The sequence below is a fragment of the Roseivirga sp. genome (assembly GCF_034669765.1).
GTDB lineage: Bacteria > Bacteroidota > Bacteroidia > Cytophagales > Cyclobacteriaceae > Roseivirga.
Window position 1 is genome coordinate 1 of record NZ_JAXMOQ010000005.1, and the last position, 20,353, is coordinate 20,353.

Here is a 20,353-nt window from a genome sequence, read left to right on the forward strand (position 1 = left end):
CTTATTCGCCCCTTTCCTAAATATTACTCACTATTTTTTCAAGTATTTTATAACTCCCTTAATCTCAATTATTAACAACTCGCGATACCTTCCATAACGGAACACTACTACATGCTTCTCCGTACATGAGGGACTTTACTACTGGCTGAAGTAAGGTTACAATTTCTACAAAAGCAGATTCAGGAACAGGTAAATCACTACAACCTTTTATTACAACAGGGTGATTTTTCAGTTCATTCAAATCAATTTTCGATAGTGCTTCTTTGAAAAGTGCGTATTCAAGCACATCCATTCCTCCAAAAACCACCTTGTTTACATAAGGCTGAAATCTTGTTGCTAGTAGCATATAAGCCCAAGTAGGTACGATTGCATCTTCAGAACAAAACAAAGCAATGTTCTTACCTTCATATAGTGACCAATCGTGCTCTTTCACAAAGGCTCGAAAATCCTTTTCCTTTAAAATCAAGCCTTGATAGAGGTGCTGAGCAATGTCATACCTCACTCTCTCCCCTTTATGATAATAATCTTCAAGGTCGATGGTGACTATTGAACTATTCGCAACGCGGTTAATGATTTCCTTTTCTTCCATTATAAAACCTTTTTTGGTTTGGTCGCCACAAAGTCTTTTAAGTAGAACGGTTCGAAGTAGGCTACATCTTCAAATTCATTTTTTAGAAAGGCTTGATGTGCTAACAACCCCACGCTCCATGCAGAGGGTGTTATGTTTTCTATAAAAATGGCGTTCGGCACATCAGCTTTTAAAGCCATGAACTTTTCGGCACCATTTCCGAAGAACAACACTTGATTCTCGTTCAGCGTTTCATTAAATGAATTTTCTTCTAAGATTTTCGCGGAAGTCTTCTCCAACTCATTAAGGTCTCCGTCATACAAAGCCGTGTATACTTCCATTCTACGTGCATCAATCATTGGGCATAGCAAAGCTTGACTGTGGTTTTGCTGATTCACTTCGTTGGCCATTACCAGCAACGTATTAACTGCGATGAGTGGTTTATCTAAAGCGTAACAAAGTCCCTTAGCCGTTGAAACTCCAATTCTTAACCCCGTATACGAGCCTGGACCTTTGGACACTGCTATCGCATCCAGCTCCGACATTTCCATTCCAACTTGTTTAATTATTTGTTCAATGACCACGGTGAGCAAAGTGGAATGGGACTTTTCAAGAAACAATTTCTGACTCGCCAATGTGTTTCCATCAACAGTTATTGCTACTGAACACACGGTTGTAGATGTTTCTATGCTTAATATTTTCGGCACGGATTTTTAAATAAAGTGACTATTAAGTGCTTTTCAAGAGAGAAGTTGGATCAACTTATCGATAATCACTACTCCCAAAAACGACACAAAGATATAACTGATGGTTCGATTGGAAAGCTTTCTTGCAATTCTTACTCCATAGGGAGAGCCGATCACCACACCCAAAGACAGAACAAGCACCAAAGGCCAAACCACATACCCTATTTGCCCTTCAATATTTGTGGTTGGCTGGGCCATTAGATTTGAGATGGTCATTACCATAGAGGTGATAAATATTACACCAAGAGAGATTGACTTGGCTTTTCTCATACTTTGCTTAAAGCGTAAATTAAGAATAGGAATCATCACTACTCCTCCACCAAGCCCAGAAAGTGCGGATATACTTCCAGCCAAAGACCCAACTATTCCAAGTTCATGTTTTCTTAGGCTTCTTTCCGTATTGGATGAGCTTTCTTTTCTATTACTTTTTAGCGTTCGGAAAACGATAAATGACATGAGTAGAATAATGACAACATTGAATTTATCGCGCTGATACCAGTCGGTTTGAACAACAAATTGCAAAACCAAAAGGGAAATGATTGTTCCAAAGAATCCCACGATTAATACTTCTTTCCAAAAAAACTCCTTTTTTATAATTAAGGCCACATTTCCAGAAAGTGCTGCAAACATGGTTCCTACTAATGAATTGGCGATGGTGAATTGAACAATTTCCGCATCGGGATACCCCATGTTGATTAATACATATGGCAAGATGAGAATATACAATACCCCACCACCCACTCCGATGAGGCCAGCCAGAAATCCACCTAGCAACCCCATGATAAACAGGAGTATGAATTCAATCATTCAGTATGAGAATTAAGGAGAATATTGATTTATGCTTAGTTACCTGCCAAGGTTTTATCATACAAGGTTTTGTTTGCGAGCACCTCAAGTGCTTTGCTTAGGTCTTTGTCCTTTTCGAATGAAGCCTGAAGTCGACCTTCTTCTAAATAAGTTCTCATGACAAATTCTTCTTTCAGCAATTCCTTGATTTCTTCTTTGGCCTGCTCAACATCATTTGCTTTGCTATGTGACAGCTTTGCCTCTAAGGCTGAAAATTCGGCACTTATATTTTTTAGTCCTTCAGTTTCTTCAGCTACCTCCTTTAGTTTTCTCAATTGAATTTCTAAAGGGCTAGAGTAATCAAAATCTTGATTGGATGCCCAAGCTTTGAAGTCATTAAAAATTTGATCTGTAATTTGAAAATCTTTAATACTGGTTATGGAGTCAATTTTTACGGCATATGTGTTTCCAAATTTCAGTAATAAACTCTCTGAAAGAATTCCCTTAGTGACTGGAGCATACCCCTTACTATCTACCAAAAAGTCCGGATCAATCCCTCCACCATCATACATGGGCCTGCCGTTTTTTGTTCTGAAAAGGGTTTTTAAAGAGTCTGCCACCTTACCCACACTTCCATCTTCATTCCGATGTGTATAGTCTAATGCCTGAATACATCTGCCACTTGGTGTGTAGTATTTAGCGATAGTAACTTTCATTTGAGAATTATATGAAAGCGGTAAAGTTTGCTGGACAAGGCCCTTTCCGTAAGATTTTTGACCAATCACCACACCCCTATCGTAATCCTGCATTACTCCAGCAACAATTTCAGAGGCGGAAGCACTCATACTAGAAGTTAAAACTACCAAGGGAATTTCCTCATCTGTTGACGTATTCAGGGTTTTATAGGTAGCGTTAGTTTCTTCAAGTTTTCCTTTTGTGGTTACCACCAATTCTCCTTTAGGAATGAATATGTTAGAAATATTCACCGCCTCACTGAGCAAACCTCCAGGGTTTCCTCGCAAGTCCAAGATGATTTTGATTGCTCCTAGTTTCTTTAATTCCCTTAAAGCAGATTTCACTTCTTTCGATGCATCTGGAGTAAAACCTGTCTGTTTTATTAGGCCCACGTCACTACTCACCATTCCAAAATAAGGGACATTTGGTAAGTCTATTTTCTCCAGTGCTACGGAGAAACTAAGTTTGCGTACATTTTCGCGAAGCACTTCAATAGCTACTTTCTTTGAAGCTTGTCCTTTGATGTATTCACTGGCTCGATCGAACTGACCTTTCACATCCAAACCGTCAATCGTTATAATTTCATCACCACGTTTTAGCCCAGCTTTATCAGCAGAAAAGCCTTTATCTGGCATAACGATCATCACTTTCCCATCCAGCAAAGCTACCTGAGCACCGATGCCACCATATTCTCCAGTGTTCTCAGTGCGTACATCTTCAATTTCGTCTTCAGAATAGTAATTTGTGTAGGGATCTAACTTGGACAACATGCCATCAATTCCATTTCTCATGAAAGTGTTTGGGTTGATGTCATCCACATACTTGGCATTGACCTCCTTAAACATAGTGGCGAAAATGTCGAGGTTTTTAAGAATCTCGAAATACTTATCGTTTTGAGGTGCAGTAAATGACCATAGACCGAAAGCTATCACTACTGAAAGTGCCAGATATCGTTTCTTAAACTTGACCTTTGCCATACAATTGTTTGTTGATTTGCATTACAACGGAGGAATGCTACTCTTGTTTACTCAAATTATTCATTCGGCTGAATGCCTCAATATATGGTTTAGTGACTAGAATGCATAAAAAAACCCTAGCGAATGGCTAAGGTTTTATGTGATGGATATAAATCCTATTCGATTAAGCGTGAAGTGCTTTGTTTGCTTTATCCACGCCATTTTTCGTTTTTTCTGCAGCGGTATCAAGAGAAGTGTTATATTTTCCTTTAGCTACTTCCATAGTCTCATTGTACTTTTCTTTTGCTTGACCCACTTTTTCAGAAATTGCATCGCTTGCTGTTGATGCTAATTCCTTTGCTCCCTTTTCAATTTTTTTGCGGGTTTTCTTACCACTGTCTGGTGCTAATAAAACTCCTGTTATAAGTCCTGCTGCTGCTCCGGCTACTACTCCTGTGATTATTTTTGCTGTATTGTTCATGATCTAAAAATTTAAGTTAAGTGTAATTGATTTTCAGATATCTATATAGAAAATAACGTACCAAGACTATAAAAGTTCATGAATACACCCGAACTGCCATTTTTCATGGATCAGGAAGAACTAAGTGTGTATATACCTCTACACCACTGGGGAGTTTATCGAACTAAATGTCGATTTTAGTGAGCTGAGAGATCAATTTCTTCATTCTGAAATCGATCATTTTGGTATCATGGATTTCTTTACCAGTATAGACGAGACCTATGAGTAAGGCAGGAGTTGACTGATCTTCAGCCTGTAAAAGAAGGTGTTTGTTCAAACGATAAGCTTCTTTTACCCTACGCTTGATCAAGTTTCTGTCAACAGCATTCTTGAATCTCCGTTTAGCTACGGAAACTAGAAATTGATCAACAGGTTTTTCAGGGGAATAAGGCAAGTACATTACCTTAAAGGGGTACAAATAAAAAGAGGAGCCTTTTTCAAAAAGCTCCTGAATTAGTTTTTTGCTATGCAATCTTTCCTCTTTCGGGAAATTGTATGTCAATTGGGTAGTTTCTATGACTTAGAGGTTCTAAATGAACAAAACCTCAACCTAGGAGAAGATTACTTCTTGCCTTTTTTCTCGTCAGAAACAGTCAGCTTATGTCTGCCCTTAGCTCTTCTACTTGCTAAAACGCGTCTACCATTAGCCGATTCCATTCTTGCTCTGAAGCCGTGCTTGTTCTTTCTTTTTCTCTGCGAAGGTTGGAATGTTCTTTTCATTATATTTTAAATTCTTTTGATCTGTTCCAAAAAGGAATGCAAAGATAGGTAGCTTTTTTTGATTTGCCAACGTCAGTTTTAAATTGTTTGACATTAACGCTAATTCGCTTCACAGGTGGCAAAAGTAGCGATTCTGTTGATATCCACACAGCTTTAATAAAGTAAATCCGCGTTCAAATTGAAATTATATATAGGTACTTTATCTTTAGCGTATGCAATATTCAATCTCCTACACCAATCCTAACAAGCATATCATTGACATCACACTCAGCCTGAGTGATGTTAATAGCGAAGAACTGAATCTATTCCTACCCTCATGGCGACCTGGGCGCTATACGATTCAAAACTTCGCGAAGCATATTCTTAACCTAAAAGCATATGATGAAAATGGTATTGAGTTGAGCTGCGAGAAAGTGACAAAGGATCAATGGCATGTTGCAGCAGGCTCTTCTAAAACGATTGAAGTGAAATACAGCTATTATGCATTTCAGATGGATGCGGGTAATTCATGGCTTGACGATGAGCAGCTTTACCTGAACTTTATCAATTGCTTGATTTACGCTGAAGGACGATTGAATGAAAAGTGTAAAGTAGAAATTCAAGTCCCTTCAGATTACCAATTTGCTACGGGCTTGACTCAAACAGGGGTTCATAAATTTGAGACAGACAGTTTCTATCATTTAGTGGACAGCCCACTGGTGGCAGCCAAAAGAATTAGAAAAATTGAATACAAGGTTTCTACGACTACGTTCGATTTATGGATTATTGGAGAGTTACCAAGAATCGATGATGAAGTGATTCGAGACTTCCGCAAGTTCACCGAGCTTCAAATTAAAGTAATGGGCGAATTTCCGTCACCAGATTACCATTTCATTTATCAGTGTTTACCATATAAGCACTACCACGGAGTTGAACACTGGAATTCTACTGTAATTACGATTGGCCCTGCTGAAGAATTAAAAGACCGACCTCTTTATAAGGAGTTTCTAGGTGTAAGCAGCCATGAACTTTTCCATACTTGGAATGTGATTAGGCTTCGACCTAAAGAAATGACGCCTTACGATTTTCAGCATGAGAATTACCATGAAACTGGTTTTGTCACTGAAGGCGTGACTACCTACTATGGTGACCTATTTTTAAAGCGAAGTGGCGTTTTTAGTCTTGAAGAATACCTTGGAGAACTTAACAAACTACTGGAGAGACATTACCTCAATGAAGGCAGAAATAACATGTCCGTAGCAAGCTCATCGTTCGACTTATGGCTAGACGGGTATGAGAAAGGCGTACCTGGAAGAAAAGTATCTATATATAATGAAGGCGCTTTATTGGCTTTGATTCTCGACTTGAAGATTCGATTGAGTTCTGATCATCAAAGGAGTTTAGATGATGTAATGCGTTTGATGTGGCAAAAATTTGGGAAGAACCAGGTTGGATACACTTACCAAGATTATCAAAATACATGTGAGGAAGTATACGGGTCCTCTCTTCAGGGTTACTTTGAGAATTACGTTTCTGGCACCTCTCCTCTCGAAAATGAATTGAGGAAATTGTTTCCTCAGTTTGGATTGAGTTTCAATCTAAAGCCTTCTGAAAAGCTTGAGGAGAAAATCTACGGATTGAAATTAGTAGAACAAGATGGTCGGTATTTCATCGATGCCATTGCGGCAAATTCTCCAGCAGAGCGGGTACTAAGTTTGAAAGATGAAGTTTTGAACTACAGCCCCGATTTATTCAAAAACGAAAACGATATAGAGATTGAGATTAATCGTTTTGGAAGAAAGCTGAAGGCAGAACTTAGCCCCAATGGCGTAAATTATTTTCCCATTTACCTAGTAGAAGAAACCAAAGACAGCAGCAACCTAACACGCTGGCTGGGTAAATAAGTGCAGCAAACCGTTGGTAAAGGATTGATTGTAATGCGGCTAGGTTGAATCTACCTTTCAGTTAGAAAAACCTCCCTATGAAAAACATCTACTCCGCATTACTCTTTTGTATACTCATTATTTCTCTTGGTTCTTGTACCCAAACGGACACAAAGACTAAACCCGAAACCACATATTCGGGAGGAAAGCTCTTTATTATTGGAGGTGGCTCTCGGCCAGCTTCCCTTATTAATAGTATGATTGATGAATCTGGGATTAGAGAAGGCGGTTATGCTTTGGTTTTGCCCATGGCTACCACATTGCCCGACCGTGCTATTGAATCAGGCAAAAAGCAATTTACAGACAATGGTATTTCAGCCGTTGGCGCTATTAACTTTATTGAAGGTGAAGCACCTACCAAAGCGCAACTAGATTCCGTTCGGAACGCAAAACTGATCTACATTCCTGGCGGAAGTCAAAACCGTTTTATGGGTGTAGTGGCGGGCACCGAAATAGAAAAAGCCATTTGGGAAAGCTTTAACAAGGGAAATATGATTGCTGGCACCAGTGCGGGAGCGGCTGTAATGAGCGAAAAAATGATTACGGGCACACAACTTCTTCGTCCTGACGATAGTGGATTCAAAGTAATAGAGCAGGGAAATACTGATTTGGCTGTTGGGCTCGGCTTTATTAAAAATGCCATCATCGATCAGCACTTTGTCGTACGTAGTCGCTTTAATCGTTTACTCAGCCTGACCATGGAAAATCCGAACCTAAAATGCATTGGGATTGATGAATCTACGGCCATTGTGGTTTCGGGAGATAAGGTGAAGGTAGTTGGTTTATCTCAAGTACTGGTGTTTGATGCGCAAGGCCAGGCCGCTCAACTACAAGGCACTAAGTTGGGTACAAAGGATATCAATTTGAGTATCTATTTAGACGGAGACGAGTTTAGCCTGAACTAATTTTCTTAAGCTGACAACCTCTTTTTAGCCACATTGTAAAGCAGACCAAAAATCTATTGCTAGTTTTGGGCATGAGTGCCGACTATTACAAAACCATTTCGAAAACTTCAGAAGCGCTTTATAAAGAAAAAGGCAGCAAGTTCTTAGCTTTTGCCTTTCCTGTTCGGAACGAAGAAGAAGTGAAGGAAAACTTAGAAGCTCTCCGCAAACAGTATTACGATGCACGCCACCACTGTTATGCTTATATATATGGTGTAAATGGTGAACATTACCGCGCCAATGACGATGGTGAACCCAACCATTCGGCTGGCGACCCTATTCTTGGTCAAATAAAATCGAAGGAACTTACCGATACCTTGGTGGTAGTCGTTCGCTACTTTGGCGGCACCAAACTGGGAGTTGGTGGCTTAATTAGCGCTTATAAAATTGCTACTGCCGAAGCGCTCGACCTAAATGAAATCATCGAAAAACCCATCACCCAAAGCTTCACCATTGATTTTCCTTATGAAGAAATGAACGAGGTGCAGCGCTTGGTTAAAGAGTTGGATTTAGAAATCACCAACCAGACGTTTGAAATTGCCTGTAGTATGGAAGTCGATGTACTATTAAGTAAGACAGAAGTTTTTGAAAGCAAGGTCAAACTACTTCAAGACCTAAGTCATGACATTAAACTAACTTCAAACGATTAGAAACCTCGTCTTTCGATACCGTTTACAGATTTTCGCTAAGCACATTAAAGTCAATCACTTATATTAAGTCCTGAGTTCGTTTAAGCGCACTTTTTCATCCGCTTATTTCAGAAACCAGCAATCTTAGACTTTAAAATTTAGCGAATGGCATCCTTCTTCAATCGATTACGGTCAGTAAATCAATTACCAAAAGGCTCAAACTTATCTCAAACCCAACTCTTTATTAGAGGCGCTTTTTACGGATTACTCCTGCTTTCATTGTCTTTCATGATTATTGGAGGACTATTTTTCAGAAATGGAATTTCGCCTTACCTGCAAATTCCAGTCTATATCATTGTTGGTTTGCTGGCTTTCTATCTTTTCCGATGGGCGGGTTCGGTATTACATTTAGCGATAAAAGGAATTCCGACCATTGCCGTTTCTTTGGTTTTGGCCACCCTATTTACTTTTCACTTGGCCGATTACATGCGTTTTGGCTGGCCTGGAGCCTTGGTGCAAAATTCATTGATCATTGCCATTTTCGCTATGGTGCTTTTGGCAGGTTCGTTAATGAACCTCATTCGAGGAACTAAAAACAAAGGACTTTATAGCCTATTCGTCATTATTGCACTGGTTATTATTGCTTACCCTGTCTACTTATTGATGGACGAAGGGTCGAACCCTCACCCTATAGACTTTGAGCAAACCAAAGTCCCTCTACTTTCTGAAATGGGAATTACCAACCCAGGAGAAAAAGGAAATTACGATTTCGATTATTTTACTTACGGAAACGGAACTGACGAACGCAGGCCTGAATATGCTGAAGAAGTAAAATATAAAACAAAAACGGTCGATGCTTCACTCATTATCCCAGAGTGGACAGGCAAAAAAGCCAAATGGAGAGAGCGTTATTGGGGTTTTGGAATGAAGGAATTCCCCATCAATGGCCGCACATGGATGCCGAAAAAAGAAGGGAAGTTACCCTTGGTTTTAATAGTTCACGGAAACCATGGGATGGAAGATTACTCCGATCCTGGTTATGCTTATTTGGGTGAACTAATGGCCAGCAAAGGATTTATAACGGTTTCGGTAGATGAGAATTTCATCAATGGAACTTGGTCTGGTGATTTTGGAGGAAAAGAAATGCCTGCCAGGGCTTGGTTACTTTTGAAGCACTTGAGTCAATGGAGAGACTGGAACGGTGACGAATCTTCTGACTTTTTCGAAAGAATTGACATGGACAATATCATCCTCATGGGGCATTCGAGGGGCGGGGAAGCCGTTTCGATTGCTGCAGCTTATAACAAGCTAAGCCATTTTCCAGATAACGCTTTGGTTGAATTTGATTTCAATTTTGGAATCCAAGGCATTGTTGCCATTGCGCCCACCGATGCTCGTTACTTTCGAAGATTGGATTTAGAAAACATCAACTTCCTTTCCATTCAAGGAGCTTATGATGCAGATGAAGCCAGTTTCTTTGGACTTCGTCAATACCAACGCATTAGCTATACAGACTCTGTTCATCGCATAAAGGCAGGTTTGTATGCAAATCAGGCCAACCACGGCCAGTTCAATTCAACTTGGGGGAGACATGATTTTGGTGGAACATCCAGTTGGTTTATGAATACGGCACCGCTGATGACGGGTGAAGAACAACGTCAAATCGCTAAAACCTATATTGGAGCCTTTACAGATTATGTTTTCAACCAAAAAACCGAATACGCACCTGTATTTAATAATAGCGCCACTGCCAAAGATTGGCTGCCCGATGTAGTCTATGTCAATAATTTTCAGGCTTCTGAAAACCAGATTTTGGTAGATTATGAAGAGGACATTACAGTCACCACCACTAAAGATGATGTAGCCACTATTTCGGCACAGAACTTAGATGTTTGGTACGAGCAAGATTTGAAAATGAGAGACAATGGTTTGCAGGGTACCAATGCCGCCATTATTGGTTGGAACAATGACTCTTCATCTGTTGAAAAAAGCTATACACTGAGTTTCAATCAGCCTGTTTCCCTTGATTCCACTTCCACGTTGCTATTCTCATTTGCTAGGGCCGATGACAGCGAAATTAAAATGGAAGACAATGATGAACTGAATTTCACCATAGAACTTTTCAGTCAAAATGGAGATGTGGTTTCTACTACCCTTTCAGAACATAAAAAAATAGCGCCCAAGATTAAGATCAAGTATATGAAGTTCCAGGCAATGAATGGCAACTTTGGCAACAACTGGGAGCTGGCCATGGAAACTTTCGAAATTCCTTTCTCAGACTTCTCCAACCTCACTGATTTTGAATGGACTGGCTTAAGGCTAGTTTTCGATCAATCCCCCAAAGGCGTAATTGCGGTGGATAATATTGGGTACAGAGATTAAGGAATGAATGAACGAAGGGATTAATGAGTTAATGAAGGAGCAGATTCGGTTTTACACCTTAACCCATTCCTCCATTTCTTTTCTCATACTAGCATTAATTCATTGTTTCCTTCTTTCATTCCCTCATTATTTCATTCGTTTACTCGCTTCTCAGAGACTTTACTGGATTCGCCAAGGCTGCTCTTCTGGCTTGATTGACGACAACTACTAAAGCGAAAATTAATGCCACTGCACCAGTAATGGCAAAAATCCACCAGTCAATTGTGGTACGAATAGGGTAGCGCTGCAAATAATTATCGAGTAAGAAATAAGCAACTGGAGCCGCCACTACAAATGCTATAAGTACGAGTTTAGCAAAGTCTACAGACATTAGTCCAACAAGGTTACTCACCGATGCACCCAACACTTTCCTGATTCCAATTTCTTTAATGCGTTGTTCAGCAGTGTAAGAAGCCAAGCCAAATAGACCAAGCCCTGTTATAAAAATTGTAAGGCCAGCGAAAAGCATAGAAAGTTCTCTTGTCAGATTGATTTCTGTGTACTTTCTTTCAAAATCCACATCCACAAAGCGCGATTCAAATGGGTAGGCAGGATTATGCTTTTCAAAAATTTCCTGAACCGTGTTCATCGTTCCGCTCAAGTCATTCGTGGCACTCAACCGAACAGTGATGGCGTTAACCCATTCTGGATCCATAACCATAAACAATGGCCTCACCTCATCATAGGGCGACCCCATCAATATGTTGTCAATTACCCCAATCAATGTTCTTTTTCCACCCCATAAATCAAGCTGTGTTCCAATGGGATCTTCCAGTTCCATCAAATCAAGAGCTGCTTTATTGATTACAATGGCACTTGAGTCTGAAGCAAATTCTTTGGAGAAATCTCTTCCATATAGCATTTCCGCACCGACAGTTTTAGCATAGTCATACTCAGTAGCAATGGTTACAAAAAGCACCTTTTGACTTTCTGGTTTTCCTGGCCAACTTAAAAAATTGTTCGAGTTAATACTTGTCACAGCACTGTTCGACCTGGTGATCGATTCCACAACCCCAGAAGCCAATAAATCATTTTTCAGCACATTATAATTTTCCGCCAGTGCATCGGTATACGGTATGGTAATAAGTCCTTCTTGACTGTAGCCCAAGTCTCTATTCTTAGCCAAGTCAATTTGCTTTACAATTACAATGGTGCTAATGACCAGAATTACTGCAAACCCAAACTGAAGCATCACCAAAACCTTACGCGGTGTATTGGCATTCTTCCCAATATTCACCTTCCCCTTTAGGGTTTTAACTGGGTTGAAAGAAGATAAATACAAGGAAGGATAACTTCCTGAAATAACGCCAGTAAGAAAAATAATGGCCAATGCAAAAAGCCAAAACTCAGAAGAGGTATAATCAATCGAGAGTTTCAAGTCGACCAAGTTATTATAGGCTGGTAGGGCCAACTGCATTAAGAAAAGCGCCAAAACGAATGAGATCAATGAAATTACGAGTGACTCTCCGTAGAACTGAAAAATCAATTGTGAGCGAGTTGAACCCAAGCTTTTCCGTACCCCAACTTCTTTCGCCCTTCTTTCGGAGCGGGCCGTGGCCAAATTCATGAAATTAATGCAGGCAATAATGATGATGAACATCGCAATCACTGTAAACAAAGTCACGTATTCGTGCATTCCGCCAGATTCCTTCCCGTTCTCAAAATTAGTGTGTAACCTCCAGCGCAACATTGGGTGAAGAAAGAACGCACGTGGCATATCATCTTGCCCGTTTTCTATGAGCATATCTTTAATGCTTGCCTCCACTTTATCTTCAGAAGCCGGATCGGTTAATTCTACAAATACCTGAAATGAATAATTCCCCCAGTTATTTTTATTATCTCTTACCCATTCTTCGATCGCCTCCCTGTGCTTCCATGGTATAACGTAATCGAATTGGAAGGAAGAATTTTGGGGTAAATCCTTGAAAACACCCGTTACCTTTAGTGTACTCGCATCGTCCAGTCGAACCAATTCACCAATCGGGTCTGCGCCCTTAAAAAGTAAGTCTGATAATTTTTCTGAGATTACAATAGAAGCGGGGTCATCTAGTACCTCACTTCGATCGCCTATCACCATTGGGAATTCAAACATTTCCAGAAACTCATTGCTCGCAAAATATCCATCCTGCATAAGGCGAGTTTCACCTACGGTTAACAGTCTGTTTCCACCCCAGCCTGAAACTGCCGAATTGACAATATTCGCATCGGCATTTTTCATTGCCTCATAACTAGGCAATGGCACCGAATTCCAGCTGTTAATCGTACCATTATAATCGGCATTGACCCAAACCTGGTACAGACGATCTGACTTTGGAATGAACTTATCGAACGAGGTTTGATTTTTCACCCAAAGTAGAATGAGAATACTACAGGCAATCCCGATTGAAAGACCAGAAATATTAATGAATGAGTAGAGGCTATTCCTACGCAAATTGCGCAGGGTAACCAAAATGAAGTTTTTGAGCATTTTGACCGTTGTTTTGAGATGATGTTTGTTTAAAGACTTAAAAAGTAAGTGAGCGTTACACTTGGTCTTTAATTTTTTTGAAAATCGCCCAACCAAGGCGGATAAAACCAGTTTTAACCAACAACCCCAAAATCAGATTGTTGGTTAAAATGGTCTGATATTAGTCTCTGACTACTGCTCTGCCTGAGCCTGAGCTGATTTTTACCAATATATTTTTGTTCCCCACTTTCGCTTCTTTCACGTAGCGTCTTCCTTTTTCTGAAGTTCTATCGAAGCTGAATGGGGCTTGGATGCTGTTTTTAGAAGAAGCTTCCATAATAAATTCACCTGAAATTTGGCTACCATTGAAGTCCAAAGTAGCATTTCCTGATCCTGTACCAAGGTTTAAATCATAATCCAAAGCCGATGAAAGCTCCACTTCTACATTACCAGAACCTGTACTAAAGCGAGAATTACCTTTGATTGCGGCACCTTCTACAATCACGTTTCCACTGCCTGAACTCATTTTAAATGCACCTGTAACATCTCTTAATCTAACATTTCCTGAACCTGTGTTCATATCAGAATCTCCTTCAGACCTGTCGACTCTAATGTTCCCAGAACCAGTGTTTCCATTGTGAGTACCTTTTATGTTTGAAAACTCAAGGTTTCCAGAACCAGTATTTGAACTTACAGTGCCCTCCAAATCTTTGATGTATATATTGCCCGAACCAGACTTGGCAATCACATTAATGTTCACGCCCGAAACTTCTATGTTTCCAGAGCCAGTTTTGAAATTCAGGTCAATCCCATTTGGAACTTCCAAAGTCCATCTGGCATATCCTCTGTTCCAACGGCTTCTTTCGAATTTTTCTTCAACCCTTAAAGTAGATCCGTTTTGTTCGAAGATAGGCTTGTAAATATCTTCATCGAAAGTGTATTCCACCGTAACAGTAACTTCGCTATTGTTGCTTCTTTTGATCGTTCCGTTACCGGAAGCGGTCGAAAGATTGATATTTTCAATTCCAGAAAAAGTTTTCGTGATGCGTTCTTGGCTATAAGCCGTGGTGGTGAATACTAAGGCTATGAAAGCCAAAAGAGTGATTTTAAGTGTTTTCATTATTTATATGGTTTTGAGTTTTCCGAAAGACTACCTCTTGGTAAGCGGGGTTGCACGGGAATGAAAAATCATTCAAAAAAAAATGAGAAAACACTTATTTCTACCTAATCATACATAAACTCAAAGGCGCTTTTGTAACCGCCAATACTTTGAACATAATCAATCACTGAATTATAAAAAGTGTCTTTACCCAAAGTTGCCGAGTCACCCACAACTACCAACTTAGATTTGGCTCGGGTCATGGCCACATTCATTCTACGGTATTCCTTCAAAAATCCGATTTCGCTTTTATCGTTTGACCTTACCAAGCTGATGAAAATCACATCACGCTCTTGACCTTGAAAAGCATCAACCGTATTGACCGAAATATCCTCCTTGAACGGATCGAGTAATTCTTCAGCATGAAGTAAGTCGCGCAACAATTCAATTTGTGCTTTATATGGCGCAATAATTCCAACACGCTGTCCTTCAGTGATGGATTTACTCAAAAGCTGAATAATGAGTTTTGCCTCCTCTTCATTGTAAGTACTGAGCGTTTCCTTTTTTATTTTTTCCAAAAAGCCACAGCCAGCGGTATCGATAAATTCGAACCTCGCTCCTTCCAATTCCTTATCACGAAGTAAAATTTCTGGGGCTACTTCTAACCTTCCTTCATAAAAATAGTCGCTGGAGAATTTCATGATGTGCGGATGCATTCTGTACTGGGTTTCCAGCATTACATCGCTCTTGGTAAGCTCAATGGCCTTTTTGAACAGGGTTTCTTCCAAACCATCCCTTCCTGCCTGAAGTGATTTTACTGTGGGAGGCAATTGCAAATGATCGCCCGCCATAATTACGCGATACGACTTCAGAATTGGAATCCAACAGGCTGGCTCCAGTGCTTGACTGGCTTCATCAATAAAAACGGATTTAAAAACCCGATCGCGCACCAAAGGGTGAGTGGAACCGACCAAAGTACAAGCCACTACTTCTGCCCTGCCCATCAGGTCCTCCGTAATTTGTGACTCAATTCTATCGGCATCTTGGCGAAGCAATCGCGATTCTTTCAGCAATAAATCACGCTGAAGCTTTTCTTCTCGTCCAAACTGACGTTTATACTTTGTGCCCAACTTTCGGTATTCACCCGATTTCTTTCTGACCTCTCTGAGTTCTTTGAAATAGCTGTGTTTGGAGATTTTCACATCCAAGCTGTTCTCAATTACCTCTGGTGTTAAACGGGCGGGGTGGCCCAATCGTAATACATCCAAACCAAGGCTATCGAGTTTTTCAACAATCAAATCGACTGCTGCATTGCTCTGTGCACAAACCAATACTTGCTTTTCAGTTTTGACTACTTCTTTAATGGCATTTACCAAAGTGGTGGTTTTCCCTGTGCCGGGAGGGCCATGAATAATGGCCACATCTCGCGCATGAAAAATATTGGTGAGTGCTTCGTTCTGCTTAGCGTTTAAGTTTACAGACTGATATTCGTAACCCGTTTTGAACTCTGCAGGTTTGGCGCCATACATCACCTCTCTTAAATCTGCTATTCTTCCTTTATCTGCTTTAAGCACTAACTCCAAAGCACGGTTCATTTCGCGATACGAACCTTCATCGAACAATAAGTTGACTCCGATTTTACCGTCCTTAAGCCAATCAGGAAGATCGCTTACATTCAGGGCCACGCGCATTTTTTCTCTGCGTAAAAAACTGATGACTCCTGAAACGGCTTCGGCTTCATTTCCATGTCCAGAAAAAACACTGACTACTGCACCCACCTGGAAAGAGTGATTCTGATCTAAATGCGTAGTGCGATCAAGTTCTAAAGTATAGCGTTCTCCTGTACCTATGTAGCGATTCATCAATTGCACAGGGTACCAGGTTACGCCTTGTCTTCTACGTTCTTCGATGGAAGTATTGAGCATTTTTCGCTCGTATTGCGCGTAATCTTCCTCTTTTTCAACCTTCAATAATTGAACTAGATGTTGAATGGATTTTTGGGCTTCTGTCAAAAGGGTATTGTTTATTTGGGCTGGTAAAGTTAGCTGATTGTAGTCATTTGGATGAGGGTTGGGGAGGAAAAGGTTTTACCACCAGAGAATGTAATGACAAAAAAATGACCTTCACTCTGAGGGCTCTCTTTTTAGCGAGAACGTAAGAGTCAGTCTGTTGTGATTGCTGCAATAAATCGACAGATTCTTTCAGGCGTTAAAAGTCTATCGCCTTTTAAACTTCTTCAGAATGACGAAAACGAAGAGCTTGTATTGCACAGGTTATTAACGGTGACAAATGAACTTAAGTAATGACTAAGGATAGCTCCGGGTTCTTTCCAAAGTAACTTTTGATTTGGCACAGATACCGCCAAAGGGTGGGTTGTGTTTGGCTACACTGACTTTAACTTCTGAAACAGAAGCAAAGCGCTCGAAGACACCATCAATAATTTCTTGACCTAGTTTTTCAAGCAGTTTGGCTGGGGTGGCCATGCTGTTTTTCACAATCTCGTAAAGCTGAACGTAGTCTACGGTGCCAGATAAATCATCCTGCTGAGCGGCTTTATCAAAGTTCGTGGTCACTTCAATGTCAACTGAATAACGGTTTCCGATTTTTCTTTCTTCCTCAAAAAAACCATGATAGGCATAGAACTCCATGCCCTCTAAGGCTACTTTATCGGTATTCATATCAATCTACTCTATCGAAAAACGATCCTTTTTTATCTTCAGAAGCAACATTTTCATCTTCAGGCTCATTGTCTTTTTTAACATTAGCGCCAAGAAAGCCCTCTGCTGACTCATTGACTTCCTCTTCAAGCTCATCAGAAACATTAGTCAAGTCCTCTTCTATTTCTTCTTCAGGTACAGCCGCTAATTTTTCGGGACTTTTATCCATTTCATGGACTACCTTTTCTTCCCCGTTGGTTTCATTCACCTCTCGGCTAAATTTCTTCGCCTCCTTTAAAATGGGTTTAATATCCGCGGGAAATTCTTCGTGTCTTTTAATCTTATCCAGAATATCAGAAGTCAACATTTTCAACTCCGACATCATTGAGCTCTTATTGGCGCTCAGGCTCTTGAATACTTGCTCTAACTGACGGATTTCATCCTCCATGTCTTCTACAATTTCGCTCGCTCTGTTTTCTGCATCTTCAATAATATTTTTGGCCCTACTTTTGGCTTCGCTCATTATTGCATCGGCCTTCATTTCGGTTTCTTTCATATGAAGGTCAGCTGTTTTGGTAGCATGCTCAATCATATTTGCGCCCGTATCTTCTGCTGTCTTCAGGGTTTTGAAGAGAGAGTTTTCTACTTCACGAAGTTTCTGTACTTCCTTTTCGGCAGACTCTAGTTTATACTTCAGCTCCTTAGTTTGGTCTTGGAGTTTCTCCCATTCAACCGACAGGGATGTCATAAAAGCAGTTACTTCGTCTTTATCGTAACCTCGAAAATTCTTTTCGAAAACCTTTTGCCTAATTTCTAAGGGTGTAATGTTCATTGCTCGGAAAAATTAAAATTTGATGTCCCAGATGGAAATACTTCGGTCGTCACTGGCCGAAATTAATAGGTCGTTATGCGCTGTCCAAAGCAACTTATTCACGCTAGTACCATGCCCAGCATGGCGTGCCTTGTCGATAACTTTAAGGAGTTGATAAGTCGATGCATCCCAGACCTTTATAGACTTATCCATGCTACAAGTTACAAAATGTTTGCTATCAGGACTAAATTCGATATGGTTTATTGCATACATATGGGCTGCAACGGACTCTTTAAGCGTATAACCGTCAATAACATCCCATATTTTCAACTTCGCATCCCTACTTCCACTGACTAAGAAACGCCCATCAGGGCTGTATCGTACGGAGAAAACAGAATTATTATGGGCCTCAATCTCGTGGACTAAGCTCCAATCCTTGAGTCTGTAAATACGTACCGAATTATCACTATAGCCTACTGCCAAGTGACCATTCAACGGAGAGATAGACAAGGTTCGGGCACTCATTTCTGAATCGCGAATCACATGCAGTTTTTCTAAAGTCTTGATGTCCAAAATATAGACCTCGCCTGAACCTTGTGCTACAATGATTCTATCCTTAACTACCTTGATATCGAAAATTGCCACTGGTGAAAGTTTGATGGAGCCCAATTCCTTTTTGTTCTCCCAATCAATAATGTGCAAGCCATCCATGTTCTGACCAACGATTAGCGCATTTCTTTCAGGATAATAGCAGAGGGCGTACACCGAACTGGGTACTTTGGCAATCATGCGGCCCGTTTCCATGTCGTTTAAATCCCAAAGTGCCACCACGCCATCGGCCCCAGCAGAGAAAAACTGATGAGGTTCGGGGCCACGCTCCAGCACGTAGACACAGTCTTGGTGTCCGCCTACAGTATTCAGTTTTTTGACGCTTACTTGTGTCATAGCTTTTGAAAAGGATTATCTTTCGCTTTGATACAAAACTAAGTATTCAACCTGCTCAAGCAATTAATAATTCATGCCTTTATTTCTAAAAGCAAATATTACAGAAGAAGTTTGCTTCGCGATATGGAAAATTGAGGAATCGGAAGCCGAACTTACCCAGCTTTACAAGCCTAGCCGGGCAGAAAGCGAAGTATTAGCGACTTTCAAAGTAGAAATGAAAAGAAGAGAGTGGCTTTCATCTCGTTTGGCTTTGAAGATACTTTTCCCCGATCAAGACTACGAGGTGAACAAAGATGCCTTTGGCAAACCGCATATTAGCTTGGAAGGTGTTGGGATTTCAATTTCCCACACCAAGGATTTTGGCGCTGCGGCCTACAGCTTAACGGGCCCCATTGGAATTGACATTGAACACGACCGTGATCAGATTACCCGCATCTCTCATAAATTCCTCCACCCTACTGAAAAGCCTTGGGCTGAAAACCAAGTAGACAAACTGACTCAAATTTGGTGTGCGAAAGAAGCTTTATATAAACTCCATGGCCGAACGCAACTCATTTTTGCCGACCAATTGGTGGTAGGCCAACCTAATCCCCAACAACGGGCCAATGGCCAAATTATAGAAAGTGGTATTAGTTCAGTGTTTAATGTTCAATGGTTAAAAGAAGCCGACTTGAATTGCTGCTTGGCCTATTGAAAGCCTTACCAAACATGTAATCGCTATAAATAATAGCAAAATATTCCCTACATTCACTTTTTGCCATTCCATTAAGGAAATCGCATATCTGCCAATGTAAAGACCAAGCCTTATGAAAAATCAATCCAACACGAATATCAAAAACACGCTCGCCATCCCTTTGGCTATGGTTATTATCTTAATTCCATTCTCACTTTTAATTGGATGGAACATGGCCAGCATGGTTGTTTTTTGGTTTGTGCTAATTCCTTTGGTGAGCCATTTGGTTCCGAGAAAAGTTTTCAAAAGCACTAATTCCATGAAGGAGTCCATTATTGGGCTGACCATTTTTTATGCCCTTATGACCTTCATGATTTACGAGCACAGCGAGTTTTTGCAGCTGATGATGATCAGTTTTGTGGTGAATCTCTTGGTCCTCTTTTTTATTCAGCTTGATAAAAAGGTGAATAGGGAGGTTGTGGGGTAGTTAGGCATGACATCATAAAATCACCGAATCATTAGTAATGATTCCATTGTCGCAGGTTCTCCGATTTATCTGCCCTTAGGCATATCCTGCGACATCATATGAACTCAAGGACGCTGTCCGTTTATTAAGAACGCACCCTTATCTGCTCTAAGAAAAACCCCGAAATCTCGGGGCCTACGGGATGACTTAACGCAAGTTTAAGTACGGCAGTAAAATGATTTCAAGGACTCTCCTCCTTGATTAAAAACCACATCTTATCTACATGAAAGCCTTCCCCAAAACAGGTTA

Annotated in this window: 19 protein-coding genes; 6 read left to right on the forward strand and 13 right to left on the reverse strand. The window is 40.5% G+C overall.

Annotated elements, in window-relative coordinates:
* Positions 1-64: 64 nt before the first annotated feature.
* From VOI17_RS10715 to rpmH, 7 genes are all read right to left on the reverse strand, one after another.
* Positions 65-589: a DUF2480 family protein gene (locus VOI17_RS10715; RefSeq protein WP_323757243.1), complete on the reverse strand. Its 525-nt coding sequence runs from the start codon at positions 587-589 to the stop codon at positions 65-67.
* Positions 589-1,275, reverse strand: coding sequence for a tRNA (adenosine(37)-N6)-threonylcarbamoyltransferase complex dimerization subunit type 1 TsaB (tsaB, locus tag VOI17_RS10720; protein ID WP_323757244.1), 687 nt, complete (start codon positions 1,273-1,275; stop codon positions 589-591). Before tsaB ends, VOI17_RS10715 begins: the two co-directional genes overlap by 1 nt.
* Before the next feature lie 33 nt (positions 1,276-1,308).
* Positions 1,309-2,121: a sulfite exporter TauE/SafE family protein gene (locus tag VOI17_RS10725; protein WP_323757245.1), complete on the reverse strand. Its 813-nt coding sequence runs from the start codon at positions 2,119-2,121 to the stop codon at positions 1,309-1,311.
* 35 nt (positions 2,122-2,156) lie between these two features.
* On the reverse strand, positions 2,157-3,812 hold the full coding sequence (locus tag VOI17_RS10730; protein WP_323757246.1) for a S41 family peptidase: 1,656 nt from the start codon (positions 3,810-3,812) through the stop codon (positions 2,157-2,159).
* Between the two features lie 163 nt (positions 3,813-3,975).
* Entirely contained in the window at positions 3,976-4,272 is a 297-nt protein-coding gene (locus VOI17_RS10735; protein ID WP_323757247.1) for a YtxH domain-containing protein, read from the reverse strand.
* A 163-nt stretch (positions 4,273-4,435) separates the two neighbouring features.
* A complete protein-coding gene (rnpA, locus tag VOI17_RS10740) occupies positions 4,436-4,813 on the reverse strand; it encodes a ribonuclease P protein component (RefSeq protein WP_323757248.1) in 378 nt (125 codons plus the stop codon).
* 59 nt (positions 4,814-4,872) lie between these two features.
* Positions 4,873-5,031: a 50S ribosomal protein L34 gene (rpmH, locus tag VOI17_RS10745; RefSeq protein ID WP_084362843.1), complete on the reverse strand. Its 159-nt coding sequence runs from the start codon at positions 5,029-5,031 to the stop codon at positions 4,873-4,875.
* Between the two features lie 212 nt (positions 5,032-5,243).
* On the opposite strand from rpmH, the gene VOI17_RS10750 reads away from it, so the two are divergent.
* The 4 genes from VOI17_RS10750 to VOI17_RS10765 all read left to right on the forward strand — a co-directional run bounded on the left by VOI17_RS10750 (position 5,244) and on the right by VOI17_RS10765 (position 10,908).
* Positions 5,244-6,914 carry a M61 family peptidase gene (locus VOI17_RS10750; protein ID WP_323757249.1) on the forward strand — a complete coding sequence of 557 codons (1,671 nt, stop codon included), beginning with the start codon at positions 5,244-5,246 and terminating at the stop codon, positions 6,912-6,914.
* A gap of 77 nt (positions 6,915-6,991) precedes the next feature.
* On the forward strand, positions 6,992-7,858 hold the full coding sequence (locus tag VOI17_RS10755) for a cyanophycinase (protein WP_323757250.1): 867 nt from the start codon (positions 6,992-6,994) through the stop codon (positions 7,856-7,858).
* Between the two features lie 71 nt (positions 7,859-7,929).
* Positions 7,930-8,547 (forward strand): YigZ family protein, encoded by a 618-nt coding sequence (locus VOI17_RS10760; protein ID WP_323757251.1) that lies wholly within the window; start codon positions 7,930-7,932, stop codon positions 8,545-8,547.
* A 144-nt stretch (positions 8,548-8,691) separates the two neighbouring features.
* Entirely contained in the window at positions 8,692-10,908 is a 2,217-nt protein-coding gene (locus tag VOI17_RS10765; RefSeq protein ID WP_323757252.1) for a hypothetical protein, read from the forward strand.
* A 139-nt stretch (positions 10,909-11,047) separates the two neighbouring features.
* Here VOI17_RS10765 and VOI17_RS10770 read toward each other — a convergent pair whose 3' ends face one another.
* The 6 genes from VOI17_RS10770 to VOI17_RS10795 all read right to left on the reverse strand — a co-directional run bounded on the left by VOI17_RS10770 (position 11,048) and on the right by VOI17_RS10795 (position 18,905).
* The gene (locus tag VOI17_RS10770; RefSeq protein WP_323757253.1) at positions 11,048-13,414 is read right to left on the reverse strand and encodes an ABC transporter permease; all 2,367 of its coding nucleotides are present in this window, start codon (positions 13,412-13,414) and stop codon (positions 11,048-11,050) included.
* A gap of 160 nt (positions 13,415-13,574) precedes the next feature.
* On the reverse strand, positions 13,575-14,513 hold the full coding sequence (locus VOI17_RS10775) for a DUF4097 family beta strand repeat-containing protein (RefSeq protein ID WP_323757254.1): 939 nt from the start codon (positions 14,511-14,513) through the stop codon (positions 13,575-13,577).
* A 104-nt stretch (positions 14,514-14,617) separates the two neighbouring features.
* Positions 14,618-16,504, reverse strand: coding sequence for an AAA domain-containing protein (locus VOI17_RS10780; RefSeq protein WP_323757255.1), 1,887 nt, complete (start codon positions 16,502-16,504; stop codon positions 14,618-14,620).
* 294 nt (positions 16,505-16,798) lie between these two features.
* Positions 16,799-17,170, reverse strand: a complete 372-nt coding sequence (gene folB, locus VOI17_RS10785) for a dihydroneopterin aldolase (RefSeq protein WP_323757256.1) — start codon at positions 17,168-17,170, stop codon at positions 16,799-16,801.
* Position 17,171: 1 nt separating this feature from the next.
* A complete protein-coding gene (locus VOI17_RS10790; protein ID WP_323757257.1) occupies positions 17,172-17,981 on the reverse strand; it encodes a DivIVA domain-containing protein in 810 nt (269 codons plus the stop codon).
* Between the two features lie 12 nt (positions 17,982-17,993).
* Positions 17,994-18,905, reverse strand: coding sequence for a WD40 repeat domain-containing protein (locus tag VOI17_RS10795; protein ID WP_323757258.1), 912 nt, complete (start codon positions 18,903-18,905; stop codon positions 17,994-17,996).
* A 73-nt stretch (positions 18,906-18,978) separates the two neighbouring features.
* Between VOI17_RS10795 and VOI17_RS10800 the strand changes: the two genes are divergently transcribed.
* Entirely contained in the window at positions 18,979-19,599 is a 621-nt protein-coding gene (locus VOI17_RS10800) for a 4'-phosphopantetheinyl transferase family protein (protein WP_323757259.1), read from the forward strand.
* Between the two features lie 112 nt (positions 19,600-19,711).
* Positions 19,712-20,065, forward strand: a complete 354-nt coding sequence (locus VOI17_RS10805; protein ID WP_323757260.1) for a hypothetical protein — start codon at positions 19,712-19,714, stop codon at positions 20,063-20,065.
* The last annotated feature ends 288 nt before the right edge of the window (positions 20,066-20,353 follow it).